Annotated in this window: 17 protein-coding genes; 11 read left to right on the plus strand and 6 right to left on the minus strand. The window is 42.8% G+C overall.

What is annotated here, in order from left to right:
- The first annotated feature begins 57 nt into the window (after window positions 1-57).
- From HPK16_RS03795 to HPK16_RS03805, 3 genes are all read left to right on the plus strand, one after another.
- Entirely contained in the window at window positions 58-1,080 is a 1,023-nt protein-coding gene (locus HPK16_RS03795) for a WxLIP family cell surface protein (protein ID WP_181675689.1), read from the plus strand.
- Between the two features lie 99 nt (window positions 1,081-1,179).
- Window positions 1,180-1,437 (plus strand): AbrB/MazE/SpoVT family DNA-binding domain-containing protein, encoded by a 258-nt coding sequence (locus HPK16_RS03800; protein WP_181675690.1) that lies wholly within the window; start codon window positions 1,180-1,182, stop codon window positions 1,435-1,437.
- Entirely contained in the window at window positions 1,434-1,775 is a 342-nt protein-coding gene (locus HPK16_RS03805; protein ID WP_181675691.1) for a type II toxin-antitoxin system PemK/MazF family toxin, read from the plus strand. Before HPK16_RS03800 ends, HPK16_RS03805 begins: the two co-directional genes overlap by 4 nt.
- A 52-nt stretch (window positions 1,776-1,827) precedes the next feature.
- On the opposite strand, the gene HPK16_RS03810 is transcribed toward HPK16_RS03805, so the two are convergent.
- The 3 genes from HPK16_RS03810 to HPK16_RS03820 are packed head-to-tail and all read right to left on the minus strand — an operon-like array spanning window position 1,828 to window position 4,303.
- Entirely contained in the window at window positions 1,828-2,322 is a 495-nt protein-coding gene (locus HPK16_RS03810) for a HugZ family pyridoxamine 5'-phosphate oxidase (RefSeq protein WP_181675692.1), read from the minus strand.
- Between the two features lie 27 nt (window positions 2,323-2,349).
- On the minus strand, window positions 2,350-3,336 hold the full coding sequence (locus HPK16_RS03815; RefSeq protein WP_181675693.1) for a FecCD family ABC transporter permease: 987 nt from the start codon (window positions 3,334-3,336) through the stop codon (window positions 2,350-2,352).
- A 1-nt stretch (window position 3,337) separates the two neighbouring features.
- Entirely contained in the window at window positions 3,338-4,303 is a 966-nt protein-coding gene (locus tag HPK16_RS03820) for an ABC transporter substrate-binding protein (RefSeq protein WP_246369240.1), read from the minus strand.
- 170 nt (window positions 4,304-4,473) lie between these two features.
- Here HPK16_RS03820 and HPK16_RS03825 point away from each other — a divergent pair, with 170 nt between their 5' ends.
- Complete coding sequence (locus HPK16_RS03825) at window positions 4,474-4,809, plus strand: PadR family transcriptional regulator (RefSeq protein WP_181675694.1); 336 nt, start codon at window positions 4,474-4,476, stop codon at window positions 4,807-4,809.
- Entirely contained in the window at window positions 4,790-5,326 is a 537-nt protein-coding gene (locus HPK16_RS03830; protein ID WP_181675695.1) for a DUF2812 domain-containing protein, read from the plus strand. Before HPK16_RS03825 ends, HPK16_RS03830 begins: the two co-directional genes overlap by 20 nt.
- Here the strand turns inward: HPK16_RS03830 and HPK16_RS03835 are convergent.
- From HPK16_RS03835 to HPK16_RS03845, 3 genes are all read right to left on the minus strand, one after another.
- Window positions 5,323-6,105, minus strand: a complete 783-nt coding sequence (locus HPK16_RS03835; protein ID WP_181675696.1) for an AraC family transcriptional regulator — start codon at window positions 6,103-6,105, stop codon at window positions 5,323-5,325. The genes HPK16_RS03830 and HPK16_RS03835 overlap by 4 nt on opposite strands.
- A gap of 203 nt (window positions 6,106-6,308) precedes the next feature.
- Window positions 6,309-7,877: an alpha-L-rhamnosidase-related protein gene (locus tag HPK16_RS03840; RefSeq protein ID WP_181675697.1), complete on the minus strand. Its 1,569-nt coding sequence runs from the start codon at window positions 7,875-7,877 to the stop codon at window positions 6,309-6,311.
- Between the two features lie 15 nt (window positions 7,878-7,892).
- A complete protein-coding gene (locus tag HPK16_RS03845; protein WP_181675698.1) occupies window positions 7,893-9,251 on the minus strand; it encodes a glycoside-pentoside-hexuronide (GPH):cation symporter in 1,359 nt (452 codons plus the stop codon).
- Window positions 9,252-9,525: 274 nt separating this feature from the next.
- Between HPK16_RS03845 and HPK16_RS03850 the strand changes: the two genes are divergently transcribed.
- The 6 genes from HPK16_RS03850 (at window position 9,526) to HPK16_RS03875 (ending at window position 17,324) form a co-directional block, all read left to right on the plus strand.
- Window positions 9,526-9,636: a type I toxin-antitoxin system Fst family toxin gene (locus HPK16_RS03850; protein ID WP_181675699.1), complete on the plus strand. Its 111-nt coding sequence runs from the start codon at window positions 9,526-9,528 to the stop codon at window positions 9,634-9,636.
- 252 nt (window positions 9,637-9,888) lie between these two features.
- Entirely contained in the window at window positions 9,889-10,347 is a 459-nt protein-coding gene (locus HPK16_RS03855; RefSeq protein WP_181675700.1) for a DUF4352 domain-containing protein, read from the plus strand.
- Between the two features lie 20 nt (window positions 10,348-10,367).
- Complete coding sequence (locus HPK16_RS03860) at window positions 10,368-11,642, plus strand: nucleotide sugar dehydrogenase (RefSeq protein WP_181675701.1); 1,275 nt, start codon at window positions 10,368-10,370, stop codon at window positions 11,640-11,642.
- A gap of 80 nt (window positions 11,643-11,722) precedes the next feature.
- Window positions 11,723-12,325, plus strand: coding sequence for a sugar transferase (locus tag HPK16_RS03865; RefSeq protein ID WP_246369254.1), 603 nt, complete (start codon window positions 11,723-11,725; stop codon window positions 12,323-12,325).
- 258 nt (window positions 12,326-12,583) lie between these two features.
- Entirely contained in the window at window positions 12,584-16,477 is a 3,894-nt protein-coding gene (locus tag HPK16_RS03870; protein WP_181675703.1) for an immunoglobulin-like domain-containing protein, read from the plus strand.
- Window positions 16,478-16,697: 220 nt separating this feature from the next.
- Window positions 16,698-17,324 (plus strand): NAD(P)H-binding protein, encoded by a 627-nt coding sequence (locus HPK16_RS03875; RefSeq protein WP_181675704.1) that lies wholly within the window; start codon window positions 16,698-16,700, stop codon window positions 17,322-17,324.
- Window positions 17,325-17,327: the final 3 nt, after the last annotated feature.

Consider the following 17,327-nt stretch of genomic DNA (forward strand, 5'->3'; position numbering starts at 1 on the left):
GGCCTAGAGCTAGGTGTGTCATATTTGATTCTAGTTTTTCTCAAGGAGGTCTAGGAGATGGTGAACAAATTAATAGCATTACTAGCAGTTGTTGGCGTACTAATAAGCGGAATTTTAATACATACAGAAACATCGAAAGCTGCGGAAATGAATTTTTCAGTGTCGGCGGTTATTCCGGAAAATCAAATTGATAAGTCGAAAACCTATTTTGAATTGCGGATGAAGCCTGGCCAAGTGCAGGAATTGGAAGTGTTGCTTACCAATGGTTTGGCGCATCCGGTGACGGTGGAAACCAACGCAAATACGGCGGTGACGAATGATAATGGCATTGTTGATTATAGTAATAAAGCGCCGAAATTCGATAATACCCTCAAAACGCCTTTTTCTAAAATTGCGGAAATGCCTGATGAAATAACGATTCCGGCGAATGGGAGCAGGACGGTGAAGGTGAAAGTGACGATGCCGCGAGATTCTTTTGATGGCTTTATTTTAGGCGGGCTTCATTTTTCTGAGAAGGATAATGGGGATAAAACGGAGTCGGGAGAGGGCGTGCAGATTAAGAATAAATATGCGTATGTGATTGGCGTGATTCTTTCTGAGAATGATGTCGCGGTGAATCCTGATATGAAAATGAACCGAATTAAGCCGGATCAGGTCAACTATCGCAACGTTTTGAAGGTTAATCTACAGAATGTCAAACCTATGATTCTACAAAATTTGGATGTGGATGCGCAAGTGTATAAGGAGGGTGATGATGAGGCGCTTTACAAGGCAAAACAAAGTGCGTTGCGTATGGCTCCGAATTCTAATTTTGACTTTGGGATTAGTTGGAATAATCAGGCATTCAAACCGGGCAAATATCGTCTGAAAATGGTAGCGACGTCTGGGGATCAAACTTGGAAATGGGATGAGCGGTTTGAGATAAAAGCAGACGCCGCGGCGAGTTTCAATGATAAAGCGGTCGGGCTCGAGAAGGATTACACGATGTGGTACGTTGCGGGCGGTGTTTTGTTGGGGTTATTGGTGCTTGGATTGGTGTTCTGGTTAGGACGGCGAACGAGGAATAAGGATGAGGAATGAGTTTTAATATTTTGTATATACGTGTATAACTTGTTGGTTGACAAAAAAGTTATACGCGTATATACTTGATGTAGGAATTAAAAGTCGGAGGTGAAAATTATGCTTGTGAGGGCTACTAAGTTAAAAAAATGGGGAAATAGCCAAGGTATTATTTTACCGAAAGAAATATTAAAACAAGCAGGGGTGGTGGCTCTTGAGGATGTTTCATTTGATATAATTTCAACAAGGCATGAGATTATCCTAAAGCCTAAGAATAAGACTACGAGAATGGAAAAATTATTTGAAAATTATACAGGTGGCCATTTAAATGACTCAGAAATCATCCAGAATAGCGTAGGGGAGGAGTTTGATTTATGACATCGGAGAGTACAGAGCTGCTCAGATCAGGGCAAATAATTATGTTGAACCTATCGCCAACGAGTGGACACGAACAAAGAGGGCATAGACCATGCTTGGTTTTGTCAAATCAAATTCCAAATTCTAATATGGTATCGGTTGCTGCTATCACATCGAAAGTTCGACGTTTTCCACTCCATGTTGATTTGCCGGAAGGGCTGATGACAACTGGGCAAGTGCTTCTAGAACAAAATCGGATGGTGGATGCTAATGCCAGAGGTTTTAAAATCGTAGAAGAAGTTCCAGTTGAGATAATGGATAAAGTGAAAGATTTGTTAAGTGTTTTGTTCGATATTTAAAAAAGATTCCACATATACACAAATCGTGTATATGTGGAATCTTTTTTGCAATCTATTTCTTTTCAACTACAATATGCTCCAGCTTCTCCGCTGCGAAATCCACGGTAAACGCTTGTCCAAAGCCAATCACGTATCGGCCATCTTTTGGTGTCAGCTCGAAAATCGACATGTCGATGGTGCGCAGTAATTGAATTAACTGGGCGCCGTGAATCGCCGTCATTTTTTCAAAAATCATTTCTAAATCGTCATTGCCGATATTTTCAGCGGTGCATTTCAGATAGAGCCGCTCGCGTGCGAAGAGGTTTTTCGTGTCTTGTTCATCGGCAAGCATCATGATCTGAATCGTTTCGCTTTGCTCGATAAAATCGTAATGTTCGGCAATTGCGCTGATATAGATGTAGAGTTTACCTTCATGTTGAACGAACGGGGCGTAGCTAATGAACGGATTTCCGTCCGCGTCGTTTGAGCTAATCACAATTGTTTTTCGACTTGCGACAAACGCATCATAGCGCGATTTTACTTTGTCAATATTGATTGTTGCTACCATAATTTTATCCAACCTTCCATGCTAAAATTAGATGTCTCCTGTGCGCATTAAATAGAGGAAGTACGGCGCGCCAACGATGGCCATAATGATTCCTGCGGGTATGTCGAGCGGTGCAAAAAGGGAGCGCCCAATCGTGTCTGCTGCGAGTAAAACGAGGGCGCCGAGAACCATACTCATCGGGATGAGGCGCCAATAATTCGAGCCGACTAGAAAGCGCGCCATGTGTGGCACGACAAGGCCTACGAAGCCGAGCAGTCCGACGATGGAAACCGAGATTGCCGCTAGGTACACCGCGATAATCGATAGAATAATGCGCGTCTGATTCATTTTTTCACCAAGATTTACTGCGATATCATCACCGAGACTCAAGATATTGGCTTTTCGAATGAAGAGAATCGCAAAAATCCAACCGATTATGGAGTAAGGAAGGAGCAGTTGAACGTCGCCGATTCCTTTTGCAGCAAGGCTTCCGTTCATCCATTGTACGACGGCGGGTAATCGGTCGCTATACAGAATCGAGAGCAGACCGATGATTCCGCCCATAATCGCGTTGACGGCAACTCCGGACAGGATGATGCGCATCGGTGAAATTTTGCCATTTTTCCAAGCGAGCGCGTAGACAATCACGACCGCGACAAGCCCGCCAATCATGCCAGCAATCGGTGCAAAACTGCCAAGGTTCGGGAAAAGGAGTACGATGGCCAAAACGGTGACGGCGGCTCCGCTGGAAACCCCGGTTAAACCAGGATCTGCTAGTGGATTGCGCATCACAGCTTGCAAAAAAGCTCCGGATACGGCGAGATTAGTACCGACAATGACGGCGATGAGGACACGCGGAATCCGCAAATTCCATAAAATTGTTTGGGATAACTCGGCGCCTTCGCCAAATAAAGTACGGACGCTTTCTATTGGAGCGATGTGAATACTTCCGACGCCAACTGCAACAATCATTGCGACAACAAGCAAAATGGATGTCGTCCCGATGATAAACCAGCTTCTTTGTTGACGTTCCATCTTATTTGTAGAGAATGTCTTTCAGCTGCTCTAGACCAGTTGTCGCGTTGGCAAGGGATGCATAGCCGAAAATATCATAATCGAGCGCTTGAACTTTGTCATTTTTGAAAGCATTTAATTTTTCCCAAGCGCCGTTTTTCTTCACATCTGCTTTGAATTGCGTCAAGGCTGCGTTGGCATCTCCGTGCGATACGAGTAGAATCGCGTCCGGATTGGCAGCCGTCACGTCTTCCATATTTAGTGGTACATAGGATTCTTCCGTTTTCATTGTTTCGGTGACGATATTCTTCGCTTTCACCGTTTTCACGAGGCTGCCGATGTAGGTTGTGTCATTCATCAGCATGAATGAGCTGCCAGTTCCGAACAAAATCATCACTTTTGGCGCGGTTTTATCTGGAATCGAGGCGACGATTTTATCTTCGTCTTTTTGTAGTTTTGTGAGGTATGTAGTCGTCGCTTTTTCTTTATCAAACGCTGTGCCAAGAACCTCTAGCGATACTTTTAGATCAGGATAAGAGTCGGTCGGCAAGTATGCGCCTTTTAGATTGATTTGGCTGATTTTCTTGTCGATGCTAGCTTTGATGGACTCGGAACCGATGACTAAATCCGGATTCAGACTGGCGATTTTTTCAACATCGGGCTCAACGGCAGAACCGATTTTTGGAATATCTGTAAAATTGTCTGGAAGTTTGTGCGTAGTGCTCGGAATACCGACGGGCGTGATTCCTGCTATATCAAGCATTTCTGTTACGGAAACAGAAGTTGCGACGACATTTTTGGCGGGTTCAGTTGGGAATTGTGCCGCGAGTGTCTTGATTTGTGCGGTTTCTGTTTTAGATTTCACTGGCGCCGTGTTACCGTGCCCTGATGTCTCGACCTCAGCTTTCGTGGTTTCATCTGCTGTACCGCACCCAGCTAAGGCTAAAGCCGATACGGTTACTATACTAAAAACTAATTTCTTCATCATCTCATGGAGACCCCCTTTATTTTTAATTGATAGTGATAATCATTATCAATTAAAAGGAGTATACCAAATTTGGTTTTGTTTGGCAAGGTGTTATCGAAAAAGAGGAGTTGCCAATTATATCGAGCCGTGATATATTATAAACATCAAATACATCGAGGTGTGATATATTTATGGATGAAAAATTAATAAAAACCTATGTTCCGATGACGGAGACGGCCTTTTATATTTTGCTATCATTAATGCGACCGAAGCACGGCTATGCAATCACAGATAACGTGAAAAATATGACGAAAAACCGTATTGTTTTGGGACCAGGAACAATTTATGGTAGCCTGTCGAAAATGAAAAAAGATCAACTAGTTACGATTATTCAAGAAGAAAAAAACCGGAAAATCTATCAAATTACGGAACTCGGCAAACAAGTTCTTGGGATGGAAAAATCGCGTATTGAGGAACTATATAGGAATTCTAGGGAGGCGAGCGAGTGTGACGAAGAAGGTATTTAAATTCATTACAGTGGATAATGTGGAAAAAGAAGAAGCGTTTTTGGAAGAAATGGCGAATAAGGGGTGGTTTTTCAGTAAGTATGCTTCATTACGGTACCATTTTGAACAAGGAGAGCCGGCTGAATACACATATTGTATTGATTACAAGGAAAATGTAGGTGACGAGGAGGAGTATTTGGGACTATTCGAGGACGCAGGATGGGAGCACGTGTATGCGTATCCAATTTTGAATGGTAGGTGGATGTATTTTAGGAAAGAGGTGAAGGAAGGCGCGCCGAAAGAAGCCATTTTCACAGACGATGCTTCCATGGTGGCGCTTTGGAAAACAATACGTTCGCGGTGGACTCGGTTTGGCGGGAGTGTAATCTTGATGCTAATCGCCGTGGGAATCGCCACCTTACTTACTTCAACGTATCTGATTGGAAGTATTTTCACGTTTGCGGTAGCGCTACTTCTCATCGTCCTCTACGGCAAAATGTACATTAGGATAACGCGAAAAATCAAGCTCAGAAGTTAGCGTTCATCCCGAAATTGCTTTGGAGTCATGCCATAATGGCGCTTAAACTGCTTGAAAAAGAAACTGGGCGAGGCGTAGCCAATCTCTTCGGCGATATCGACAAGCTTGTTATCCGTATACGCGAGTAGGTGCGTTGCGTGATGGAGCTTTTGCTTGGAAACGAGCTCCGTCCATGTCTTCCCAGTCTCTTTTCGCAATTTATTACTCAAATAATTCTTATTAAAACCGAACTCCTGCGCCATTTTTACGAGCGTAACCGTCTTGTAATTCCTCTCAATATACTCAAGCATCGGAAATAGCGCCGAATTATCAGCAATACGAGCTTGATAGGCTTTATTTTGATGAAAAACACGCGCCAGCTCCATAAAAATAAGCGCCAGATATTGCTTCATCATCTCGCTAGAATAATCTTTCGGATCGAAAAATTCAGTGAGCATCATCTTCGTAATATGCTGCAATTGCTCATTTTCCTCAGCATCAAAGCGGATAAAATGATCTTTTGTATTACTTGATAAGGCGGCGGAAAGCAAGAAGTCCGAAACAATACTTTTATTGCTCTCCAACGTCTTAATAAAAGTCGTTTTAATCGTTTCACTACGAAAAATCACATTTAGCAAAATATCATTTTCGCCCATTTCGGCAATACTATGACTCGTATTTTGGTCAAATAAACAGAATTGCCCAGCGCTAAATTGATATTCTTCACCATTAATCACCTGCTTGGAGACGCCTGAATAAATATAATTCAGCTCAATAAATTGATGCGTATGCTCTGGCATCGGGGCAAAACGATGATGTTTACTAATGAAAATATCACCCTGCTCAAAAAAGGCGAATCGGGCATCACAATTTTATCTTTTCGCGTCTGCAGCTGGACGTCATTAATATTTTGATGGTCCAATACTTGCCGTTTTTCAATAGCATCATACGCACGTAAATACTGATCTAATTGCTGAAAATTCATGACCGAATCGCGCTCCTTTTATAAATGATATTTGCGAATAAAGTAGGCCGGGGTACAGCTCCACGCATGACAATAAGAATTAATGAGGTGACTTCCATATGGCGAAAACGACAAATCATCCGGTTTGAAAAGCTCCCAAAACGTGTCGGCGCCTTGATGCAACATATCGCCCCAATAACCGACGAGCACTTGCTTAGCGGCTTCTTTATCTCCAACTTTGAGCCAAGCAGCTACTAGAAAATGATACGCAAACGGTGTTGTCAGCCCGATTTCTGGCGAATACTCGGCTGTCCGTCGCAACAAATCCCGTGCTTCCTCATCTGGCAAAACACCTGCCATGACCATCCAAATTTGACTATGCCACGCTATTTGTTTCTCGGGACCGCTTACAAACAGTTTTTGCGACGGGTCCCAAAGATATTTTTTCGCGGCAAATGTCACTTTTTCAAGTAGATCAGAAAGCCAAGATTTTTCATCAGAATCTAGTATTTCCGCTAACGAAATTGCCTGTTTCAACGTGAAAATGAGGAGTCCTTGCACAGATGCTTGCTTTGTTAGCGCTTCATTCCAGTCCACAAAAGCCCACCAATACGGCTGTTCCACGGCTAAATAGTTCGCATCCAACAACTGTTGCGCAAATCGAATCTGGTTCAGCGCCACAGGCCACAACTCCGTCAACGTCTCCAAATCCCTAGTTGCCTCATAATAGTCATGTAACGTCGTCGCGAAATAAAGCGCATAATCCACCAAATACGTATCATCCGGAATCGGCTCCGGCTCAATAAACAAATTCGCGGCCACGCGCCCATCCGCATCCGTAAGCCCTGCAAACAAATACAAACAGCGCTTCACCAAATCCCGGTTATCAAACGTTTCATAGTTTGTCTGCGCTTGCAAATACAAATCCCCGAGCCACAAACGCCGATCCCGCTTCGGTCCATCCTCGAAAACATCCTGCATGCAATCCGCCAACGTCTTCACGCTCACCCGATCTAAAGCCTGAAAAAAGTCACTCGTATCCGGGGCAACTTTTAACATCGCCCGATCCGCCGAACTTACCGTCTTTATTTTAACATGTTGTAGCGCGACTTTATACTTCGGCGACGAATCAATCACGTCAATTTTCAAATAGCGAAAACTGTAGCGCCTCGTCAGCGTCAAATCACGCGGTAAAATATCGATATGATAATACTCCTCCTGAAGCCACGATTTACTCAACCAACCATCATAATTTGTAAATGGTTCCGCGACTTCCACTGGCATTTCTCCAAACGTAAACTTGAGGTATAGCGGCGCGTCAGGTGGGCTCCCAACAGGCACCAGCGCAAGGCTCGGAAACCCAACGACATGCTCCCCGAAGTCAAGAATCACGCTATCCCCTTGACCAAGTAAGACCCGACCTAACTCTGAAATCGGCGCCACATCGCGGACTTTCCACCCATGAATCGCTTGTTCATCCGCCACGACCTCTACTATCGATTTCGCCGCGATATCCCGATGCAATAACGGTTTTCGAAACGCCTCAGCCTTCGCCAAAAACGCCTTATTTTTCACAATCACAACATTCTCATTGACCTGCATATTCATCCAAAAAACCTCTTTCTAATCCTCCAACAAACGCGCATCAAGCTCTTTGCGAATCTCCGGATACAATTTATCTAACTTATAAAATGACATAATGACCATCGAAAGCACCACCAAAATAGCTGGAATCACGAGATAATTCAATTTTATCGCTAGCAAGGCGTCCGAACTTTGCGTTGTATTCGTCGCATAATGCCCCCAAGTCAAAATCACACCCGAAATCGCGCCAGCCACCGCCATCGCCACTTTTCCGATAAAGCCATTGACCGCCGAAAGCACACCGGCCGCACTCACGCCAGATTTCCACTCACCGTAATCAACTGGATCTGCCTGCATCGAGAAATAAATACTCTGCCGAAGCCCGTGTCCAAGCGCCGCGACAACCGATCCAATCAATAATCCCGTCACATTCACATTCGCAAAAATCATAATCGCCAGCCCCAGCAAATTCGCCACGCTACCAATCATAAATACGCTCCGCTTCAACATCCGACTCGAGAAAAACGGCGTAACTATCGTCCCAACCATCGGAACCATCGAGCCAATCCCAGCCACCACAATCGCCAAATCCGGCCGACCAACATTATACGTATAATAGTAGATAAGCGAACCTTGCATAAAGAAATACGAACCCCACATAAACAAAATATTCACCGCAAAAATGTACCATGGCTTATTCCCCTTAAGTGCAAGGAAAGTCTGCTTCACTGTTACTTTTTCAAGCTTCATCTTCACTTTTTCCTCCACATTTCGGAAGGTGAAAAAGAAGAGCAATGTCCCAACTACTGCAAAAATTACCATCGTCCAAAAGAAGCCCTGGGACTTAGAGCCACCACCGAGTAACCCGACTAATGGCAATGTCAGTACACTAACAATCGTCGCGCCAACAAAAGCAAAAATCATTCGTGTCGTCGCCAAAATCGTCCGTTCATTCGCATCGCTCGTTAAGCTAGGCAAAATCGAAGCCATCGGAATATTCACCATCGTGTAAGCCAGTGACAGACCCAAATAAGTGATATAAGCGTAAACCAATTTTCCAGCAGGCCCAATATCTGGCACATAAAAAGCTAGAATCGCCAGTAATCCAAACGGAATCGCGCCAAGCAAGAAATAAGGCCGAGATTTCCCCCATTTTGTATTCGTTTTATCAATCAAAACCCCCATCAAAACATCAGCGACCCCATCCACAACCCGAGTTACCAAAAATAATACACTGACCTGAACCGCGGCTAATCCGAAAATATCCGTATAAAAATACATTAAATAAAGCGTTATCATTTGCCAAATCAAATTACAAGCCAGATCAGCCGACCCATATCCAATCCGTTGCCGCCATTTAGAAATCCCTTTATGAGCCAATACCGTCGTGTTTTCCATTCAAAAGCCTCCTCGTCAAAATTTTGCGCTACGTAACATACTTCAATTAAAGCGCTTTCTTAACGATTCGACAAGAACAGTTATACATATGTTTGTGGTTGATTTACAGGTGTGTGCTTTATAAATAGTAGTCAATAAAACATCATCCCAATTTAAAAAAATAAAATTTCTACGATTGTTATCAAGTGGTCGGGCAAGCCAATTTCATATGATATAGTAGAAGAGCCATCTGCCTCTAAGATGAGTATCACATCTAGAGAAGGGGGGTGTACACATGTTTATCTTATCAACTATTCTTGCACCAATCATTGTTGGTTGCGTCCTTGCAGTCTTCAATAACTGGTTAGAGATTCGGAGCAAGAAGCAAAAAGATCGTAGACGGTAACTAACCAAAAGCAACCCCTATCTCGTGCCTGAGATAGGGGTTTCGCTTTGGGTATACCCATGTTTATCATTATCTGACTTTATTATACCACGGACCTAAATTTTCGCAAATACAAACCCTCTCTGTCTAACAAACTGAAAAACCAAATCAATTTTCTGGAAAATCCCTGTTTCTGAATTTTTGGATGGTAAGCTATGAGTATATTAAATCGCAACACAAAAAAATAATTGCAAATAAGAGAGGAAGTTTTTTATGAAGAAAAGTAAAAGCTGGATTGCATTATTTATTTTAAGCCTGACATTGGTAGCCGTTGTCGCAGCATGTGGAACGACAGCAGGTGCGAACGATATCGGGAAAACAAGAACGGCCAATGATTTAGAAATAACAGTGACGCACGTCGAAACTTTAAATAGTAAGAATGATAAAACGCAACTCGCAAAAATCGATTTTGAAGTCTTGAATGTAGGATCGGACGAAGCAGGCGTTGGAGCAGGAGATTTCGTTGTGAAGACGGAGAACGGCAAAAAGCACAGTGTCTACGGAATGCACGCCAACAACTTCGGTGACGCGATTGCAGCAGGAAAGATGCTTCGAGGCTCAGGTTATTACGAAGTACCAGCGGGTAAGCAGGACGTGACGGTCATTTATCAACCGGCAGTCGGCAAGGCAGATCAAGAAGCGACATGGACGATAACGCTCCCTGAAAAATAAGAAAGGTGGAATGCAGAACAATGAAAATTACAGTAGTAGGACTTGGATATATCGGCTTACCAACCGCGATTTTGTTTGCGAAGTACGGCAATAAGGTGACAGGGGTGGATTTATCCCCAGTCATGACGGACAACTTAAACGCTGGACGAATTCACATTGAAGAACCTGGACTCGAGGCAGATTTGCAAGACGCTTTAGCCTTAAATAATTTTCACGCCAGTACAACACCAGTAAGCGCAGATGCCTATATCATCGCTGTACCAACACCTAACAAAAACGACGAATATAAATCATGTGACACAGCGTATGTTGAGTCGGCGCTAGGCAGCATTGTACCACTTTTGAAGGAAAACGACACGATTATCGTCGAGTCAACGATTGCACCAAGAACGATGGCAGACGTTGTACAACCGCTTATTGAAAAACAAGGATTTACCGTCGGACAAGACATCTTCTTAGCACACTGTCCAGAACGAGTTTTACCAGGAAACATCATGCACGAACTAATCCACAACCCGCGAATCATCGGCGGAATCACCGAGCAATGTACCGAAAAAGCAGCAGCGGTATACGGCGAATTTGTTGAAGGCGAGATCATCAAGGCGCAAGCTGGTGAAGCAGAACTCAGCAAATTGATGGAGAATACGTATCGTGACCTAAATATCGCATTAGCTAACGAACTCGCAAAAATCAGTAACCACCTCGAAATTGACGCGCTACGTGTGATCGAAATGGCGAATAAACATCCCCGTGTCAACTTGCACCAACCCGGCCCCGGCGTTGGCGGACACTGTTTAGCCGTAGATCCATACTTCGTTATCGCAGCAGCCCCTGAACAATCCCCACTTATGCAAACAGCCCGTAAAGTAAACAACAGTATGCCAGAATATGTCGTCGAAAACGTGAAACAAATCATGGAACAGCGCGACGGAAACACAGTGACATTATTCGGACTTACTTACAAAGGTAATATTGATGACATCCGTGAAAGCCCAGGGATGGAAATCAAAGAAATGCTCGTAAAAGAAGGTTTTAATGTCAAAAGTTTCGATCCCCATGTTGTATCCGCACCACTAACAGGCGAAGAAGCATGTGAAGACAGCTCGCTAATCGTTGTTTTAAGCGACCATGACGAATTCCGCACCATTCCGACTAACTATACTGACAAAATGCGCTCAGCAATCGTTTTCGACACGAAAAATATGGTTCAAAATGTCGGTGAACAAGTTGTTTATGCCAATTATGGCAATTTATATAAAGTCACGAAGGATGTGGCAGAATACCAATTCAATTAAGGACGTGAAAGCCCATGGAAAAGACCTATTACAGTTTCCGAGAACAGGCCAGAACAGCCCGAGAATCCCACGAAAAACCAATGCACGACAAAGTATGGCGCATCTTCGACATCATCGCCGCCGTCTTTGCCCTCCTCATCTCCCTCCCAATCCTCCTCGCAATTGCCATCACCATCAAATTCGAAAACTGGAAAGCCCCGATTTTCTTCAAACAAAAGCGCGTCGGAAAAGACGGCGAACTCTTCTATATGTATAAATTCCGCTCGATGTATGTCGATGCAGAAGCACAACTCGCCAAACTTCAGGCTCAGAATGAAATGGACGGCCACATGTTCAAAATGAAAGACGATCCCCGCATCACCCGCGTCGGCAAATGGATTCGCAAAACGAGTCTCGACGAATTCCCCCAATTCATCAATATTTTAAAAGGCGACATGTCCTTCGTTGGACCCCGCCCACCACTGATGACAGAATATGCAAACTACACAAGCCACGAGAAAAAGCGTCTCCTCGTAACACCAGGATGTACCGGTTTATGGCAAGTCAGCGGCAGAAACAACCTGACTTTTAACGAAATGATTGACCTTGATTTACAGTACATCGAAAAGAGATCGATCCGCTTCAACATCAAGATTCTACTACTCACTTTTAAGGAATTCACAAGCAAAGGAAACGGTATGTAAAACCGCGTGTCTAAAAAGTTGATTTTCAAAAATAAGTTTCTGGAAAATCCCTGTTTTAGGGAAAATTTTTGATAAAGTATACGTAGGCCAACAAATTAGGAGGTGGGAACAATGTGAAACGAAGCAGTACTTCCCAATAAGAAAACAAACAATTATTTATTCCTCGTAACAAATTCCCTCATAAAGATTCTTAATAATAATACCCCAAAAATTCAAGTTGTGAGACAGACTCTCATAACAAAAGGAGAAAAATAAAACATGAAAAATACAATCCCATTCAACGTAATACCTACTAAAAAGGTGAAAAAAGCTTTATTCGCAACACTAGCAACAGTAACGGTTTTATCACAAATGTTAACAGTCTATCCAACAACAAGTGCAGCGGCTGAAACTGGCTCCGAAATTGGAACAACAGAAGCACCAACACAAGTAGGCGATTTTGCAACATTAAAACGAATCATTGAAGAAGATAATGGCATTACAAATATCGAATTAACAGCAGACATCACGATGACAGCAGGAATTAAGATTAATCTCAAGAAAACATCCCTTACAATTGATGGTAAAGGTTATACGCTGACAGAGAGCAAAGTGTCTATAAATGACGCATGGCAAACGATTTACACATACACTGGCGCAGCGATGAAAACCATGAATATCAAAAACATGAAGATTCGCGGTTCCCATTACTACTCACCATTCACAGTATACGGTGGTTATAAAGGTGTAGAACAAAACTTTGAAAACATCGATTATGTTGGTCCGCAATTTGTTTATAATACCGCTGGATCTGTTAACTTCACAGGAAAAAACAAAATTGTAAACGGAAAAGGTGTTGAGAATTTAGGAACACTAAATGAGCTTGTGGAAGCTAATAACGTTACGATCGCAGGTGAATTCATTGGTGAGCATAATACAACAGGAACGTATGCTTTCGTTTTAGCTGGTGCAAATCCATATTTCACTATTAAAGATGGTGCAAAAGTAGATATCGCTGCTAATGGTGGAGAACTTTTATACGCCCCAGCAAACACAGCAAACTTCACTGTAGGGAAAAGCGCAACATTCAACTTGAACACGCTTCGTGAGGTATTCCCACTTGCAATGGCTAACGTAACATTTGATACGAGCTCTACAACAACAATTAATCGTACGGACGTATCAGCCGCCGCACTAATATCCGTAGGGCAAACTTTAACTATAAATCCAAACGCAAGCTTAGTAGCAAAACAACCAGCAGCATCAAATGCAGCAGCACACATCTTCCGTACAACAGTAGCAAACGCAGTTATCAACATTAATGATCCGCGTAAATTAGACCTAGATGCAAACGGAACTGGCGCTAACCGTGTATTCTCAGCAGCGGGCAAAACAACAATTAACTTCAAAGGCCTATCAGAAATTGGCGTATTTAAACCGACAAACAAAACAGAAACACCAGACCTATCATGGCAAGAAGCTACCTTCCAAGTTATCCAAGCATCTGCACAAGCTGGAATCGTTCAAGTAGGCGCAGCTTCATCTACTGGCGATATCCAAACTAAATTCGTACTAGCAGACGCAAAACGTATTACTACAACAGGAACCGTTGAAATTGCACAAAAAGCAGTAAACGAACTTTTCACTAACAACGACCCAGCAACAGACGCAATCAAAGATACAACAACACAAGCAAAAATTGACGCAGCACAAAAATTAGTAGACGCAGTAACAGACACAGTTGAAAAAACAGCACTACAAAAAGATTTAGACCGCGCCCAAGAACTTTTAAATGAGCGTAACGCGGCAAGTACAGATAAAGAGCGTCAAGCAGCAGCACAAAAAGCGGTTAACGAATTATTCACGAGTGACCAACCATCAACAGACACAATCAAAGATACAACAACACAAGCATCTATTGACGACGCACAAGGATTAATCGACCTAGTAGTAGACCCAACAGTGAAAGTAGCACTACAAAAAGATCTAGACCGTGCGCAAGAATTGTTAGATGCACGTAACGCAGCAAATGCAGCAGAAAAAGCACGTCAAGAAGCGGCATTAAAAGCAGTAAACGAATTATTCAACAGCGACAAACCATCAACAGACGCAATCAAAGACATCACGAACCAAGATGCCATTGATGCAGCACAAAAATTAGTAAACGCAGTAACAGATGTTGCGGTAAAAGCACAATTACAAAAAGATCTAGACCGCGCACAAGAATTGCTAGATGCACGTAACGCAGAACTAGCAGCAGAAAAAGCACGTCAAGAAGCAGCATTAAAAGCAGTAAACGAGTTATTCACTAGCGACAAACCATCAACAGACGCAATCAAAGACATCACGAACCAAGACGCAATCGACGCAGCACAAAAATTAGTAGACGCAGTAACAGATCCAGCAGCAAAAGCAGCACTACAAAAAGACTTAGACCGCGCTCAAGAATTACTAGACGCTCGTAACGCAGCAGCATCATCAGAGCAAGAACGTCAAGAAGCAGCGAAAAAAGCAGTAGATGAGCTATTCACTAGCGACAAACCATCAACAGATACAATCAAAGATACAACAACACAAGCTTCCATCAATGCAGCACAAAAAGCAGTAAACGTAGTAACAGATCCAACAGTAAAAGCTGAATTACAAAAAGATCTAGACCGTGCGCAAGAACTTTTAGATGCACGTAATGCAGCAGAAGCGGCAGAGAAAGCACGCCAAGAAGCAGCACAAAAAGCAGTCAATGAATTGTTCAACAGCAACCAACCATCAACGGACGTAATCAAAGGATCAACAACACAAGAAAAAATTGATGCAGCGCAAAAATTAGTAGACACAGTAACAGATCCAACAGTAAAAGCACAACTACAAAAAGATCTAGACCGTGCACAAGAACTTTTAGATGCTAAAAATGCAGAACAAGCACGTCAAGAGGCAGCACGTAAAGCAGTAAACGAGTTATTCACGAACGATACACCATCATCAAACGAAATCAAAGATCCAACAATTCAACCATCTATTGATGCAGCACAAAAAATCATTGACACAGTAACAGATCCAGACGTAAAAGCACAACTACAAAGAGATTTAGACAAAGCGCAACAACTACTCGACATGCGTTCATCAACAGTCGGAACAATCACACCAGCTGACTTCCTAATCGGTGGCGACAAGTATGTCACAGGAACATTCACGGGTAGCGTAGCGAAAATCTCCCTACTAGTGAACGACAAAGAATACACTGGCGGAGCAGTCAAAGCAGATGGCACATTCACCTTCTACGCTAACGACAAAAACATCAAGAAAACCGACACAGTATTCGCAGTAGCATACGACAAATACGGTAAAGAACTAGAAAGAACAAAAGTGAAATTTGTAGTCGTAACAGCAGGTAAAATCACACCAGCAACCTACAACCTAGCATCAGACAAAAACATCACAGGAACGTACACGGAAGACGTAGCAAAAGTAACGGTAACAGTTGGCGATAAAGTGTACAAAGGCGGAACAGTAGCAAACGGCACTTTCACCTTCTACGCTTTTGACAAAATCAAGAACGCAACAGACCTTGTAACGATCCACGCATACGATTCAGTAGGCAAACTACTAGATACGAAAACACTAAAAGTAGTAACAGGTGTACCAGTCGTAACAAAAGGTAGCATCACAGTGAACGACATGTTGGTACCAGGCGACAAAAACATCACAGGAACATATACAGATGATGTACACTATGTAGTAGTAACAGTAGACGGTACAGAATATAAAGGCGGTACGTTTGTAGATGGCGAATTCAAGTTCTACGCTTTCGACAAAATCACGAGCGCAGGCAGCACAGTAACAATGCAAGCCTTCGATAAAGCCGGCAAAGTACTAGATACGAAAACAGTAAAACTTGTAGGACCAGCAGCAGAGAACGTAATCAAAGGTGCTATCACTCCGAACGCATTAGTACTTGGAACAGATAAAAACATCACAGGAACATATACAGGTGAAGTAAAATCAGTACAAGTAACAGTAAATGACACAGTCTATAAAGGTGGAACATTCACAGACGGCGAATTCAAGTTCTACACTTTTGACAAAATTAAATCTGTAACGGATGTAGTTACTATCAAAGCACTAGATAAAGAGGGTAACGTGTTAGATACGAAGACAGTACAAGTAACAAAATAATCAAAAGCAAAGCGGCGATCCAGTTTATGGGTCGCCGCTTTGCTTTTGATGTGCGTAGTTTTGACAGGATGGTAGAAATTGTTTATGATGTAGGGTATAGAGATATAGTGTGATGAATGAAATTTTACGGGTTTTGTGAGTAATTCTGAGTATGCTTATTTTTATATATGTGATAAAGTTCACATTTAGTTTCTAACTAAAACAAATGGAGGAATGCAGAATGAATATAGTAATTTTAGGCGCTTTTGGACATCTTGGGAAGGCGGTTTACCAACTTTTGGAACCACTTCCGAACGTCAATTTAACATTGTTTGGTCGGGAAAAAGAGAATATAGAGGTAGCCTCAACTACAAAAGTCATTTTTGGCGATGCGACGAACCCAGCGGATTTGGAAGGGGCGCTACAAGGTCAAGATGTTGTTTTTTCCACACTAGGCCCATTCCACGTTGAGACTTTCGCCACGCCACTGGTTGAAACGATGGAGAAACTAGGAGTGGCAAGGCTTTTTTGGACGACGCAATTTCAAATTAGACAAGCCGAAGTAACAGAGGAGAACATTGCGCTCGCGAAGACTTTTGGTTTTGACGAGGAGACGGAGAGAACGTATGTGGCGAATCAGCAACTAGGCGCGCGGATCATTGAAGACAGTAGTTTGGATTATACGTTGTTGATGCCGCATTTCTTCAAATACGATAATAGTATTGAAAAAGCGATTCTTCAGGATGAGAATGAAATGGTAAAAGGTGAGCCGATAAGTATTTATAGCTTGGCAGTTGTCCTTGCGAATTTGTTGCTTCAGCCGGAACATTACAGTAGAAAAGGTATTATTATTTCTGCATCTAAATAAACT

Origin of the sequence: Paenilisteria rustica, from assembly GCF_013820765.1 — a bacterium.
Taxonomy (GTDB): Bacteria; Bacillota; Bacilli; order Lactobacillales; family Listeriaceae; genus Listeria_A; species Listeria_A rustica.

Coding starts and splice junctions, on each gene's coding strand:
- HPK16_RS03795 (WP_181675689.1), top strand. CDS start 58: ATGGTGAACAAATTAATAGCATTACTAGCAGTTGTTGGCGTACTAATA.
- HPK16_RS03800 (WP_181675690.1), top strand. CDS start 1,180: ATGCTTGTGAGGGCTACTAAGTTAAAAAAATGGGGAAATAGCCAAGGT.
- HPK16_RS03805 (WP_181675691.1), top strand. CDS start 1,434: ATGACATCGGAGAGTACAGAGCTGCTCAGATCAGGGCAAATAATTATG.
- HPK16_RS03810 (WP_181675692.1), bottom strand. CDS start 2,322: ATGGTAGCAACAATCAATATTGACAAAGTAAAATCGCGCTATGATGCG.
- HPK16_RS03815 (WP_181675693.1), bottom strand. CDS start 3,336: ATGGAACGTCAACAAAGAAGCTGGTTTATCATCGGGACGACATCCATT.
- HPK16_RS03820 (WP_246369240.1), bottom strand. CDS start 4,303: ATGATGAAGAAATTAGTTTTTAGTATAGTAACCGTATCGGCTTTAGCC.
- HPK16_RS03825 (WP_181675694.1), top strand. CDS start 4,474: ATGGATGAAAAATTAATAAAAACCTATGTTCCGATGACGGAGACGGCC.
- HPK16_RS03835 (WP_181675696.1), bottom strand. CDS start 6,105: ATGCCAGAGCATACGCATCAATTTATTGAGCTGAATTATATTTATTCA.
- HPK16_RS03840 (WP_181675697.1), bottom strand. CDS start 7,877: ATGAATATGCAGGTCAATGAGAATGTTGTGATTGTGAAAAATAAGGCG.
- HPK16_RS03845 (WP_181675698.1), bottom strand. CDS start 9,251: ATGGAAAACACGACGGTATTGGCTCATAAAGGGATTTCTAAATGGCGG.
- HPK16_RS03850 (WP_181675699.1), top strand. CDS start 9,526: ATGTTTATCTTATCAACTATTCTTGCACCAATCATTGTTGGTTGCGTC.
- HPK16_RS03855 (WP_181675700.1), top strand. CDS start 9,889: ATGAAGAAAAGTAAAAGCTGGATTGCATTATTTATTTTAAGCCTGACA.
- HPK16_RS03860 (WP_181675701.1), top strand. CDS start 10,368: ATGAAAATTACAGTAGTAGGACTTGGATATATCGGCTTACCAACCGCG.
- HPK16_RS03865 (WP_246369254.1), top strand. CDS start 11,723: ATGCACGACAAAGTATGGCGCATCTTCGACATCATCGCCGCCGTCTTT.
- HPK16_RS03870 (WP_181675703.1), top strand. CDS start 12,584: ATGAAAAATACAATCCCATTCAACGTAATACCTACTAAAAAGGTGAAA.
- HPK16_RS03875 (WP_181675704.1), top strand. CDS start 16,698: ATGAATATAGTAATTTTAGGCGCTTTTGGACATCTTGGGAAGGCGGTT.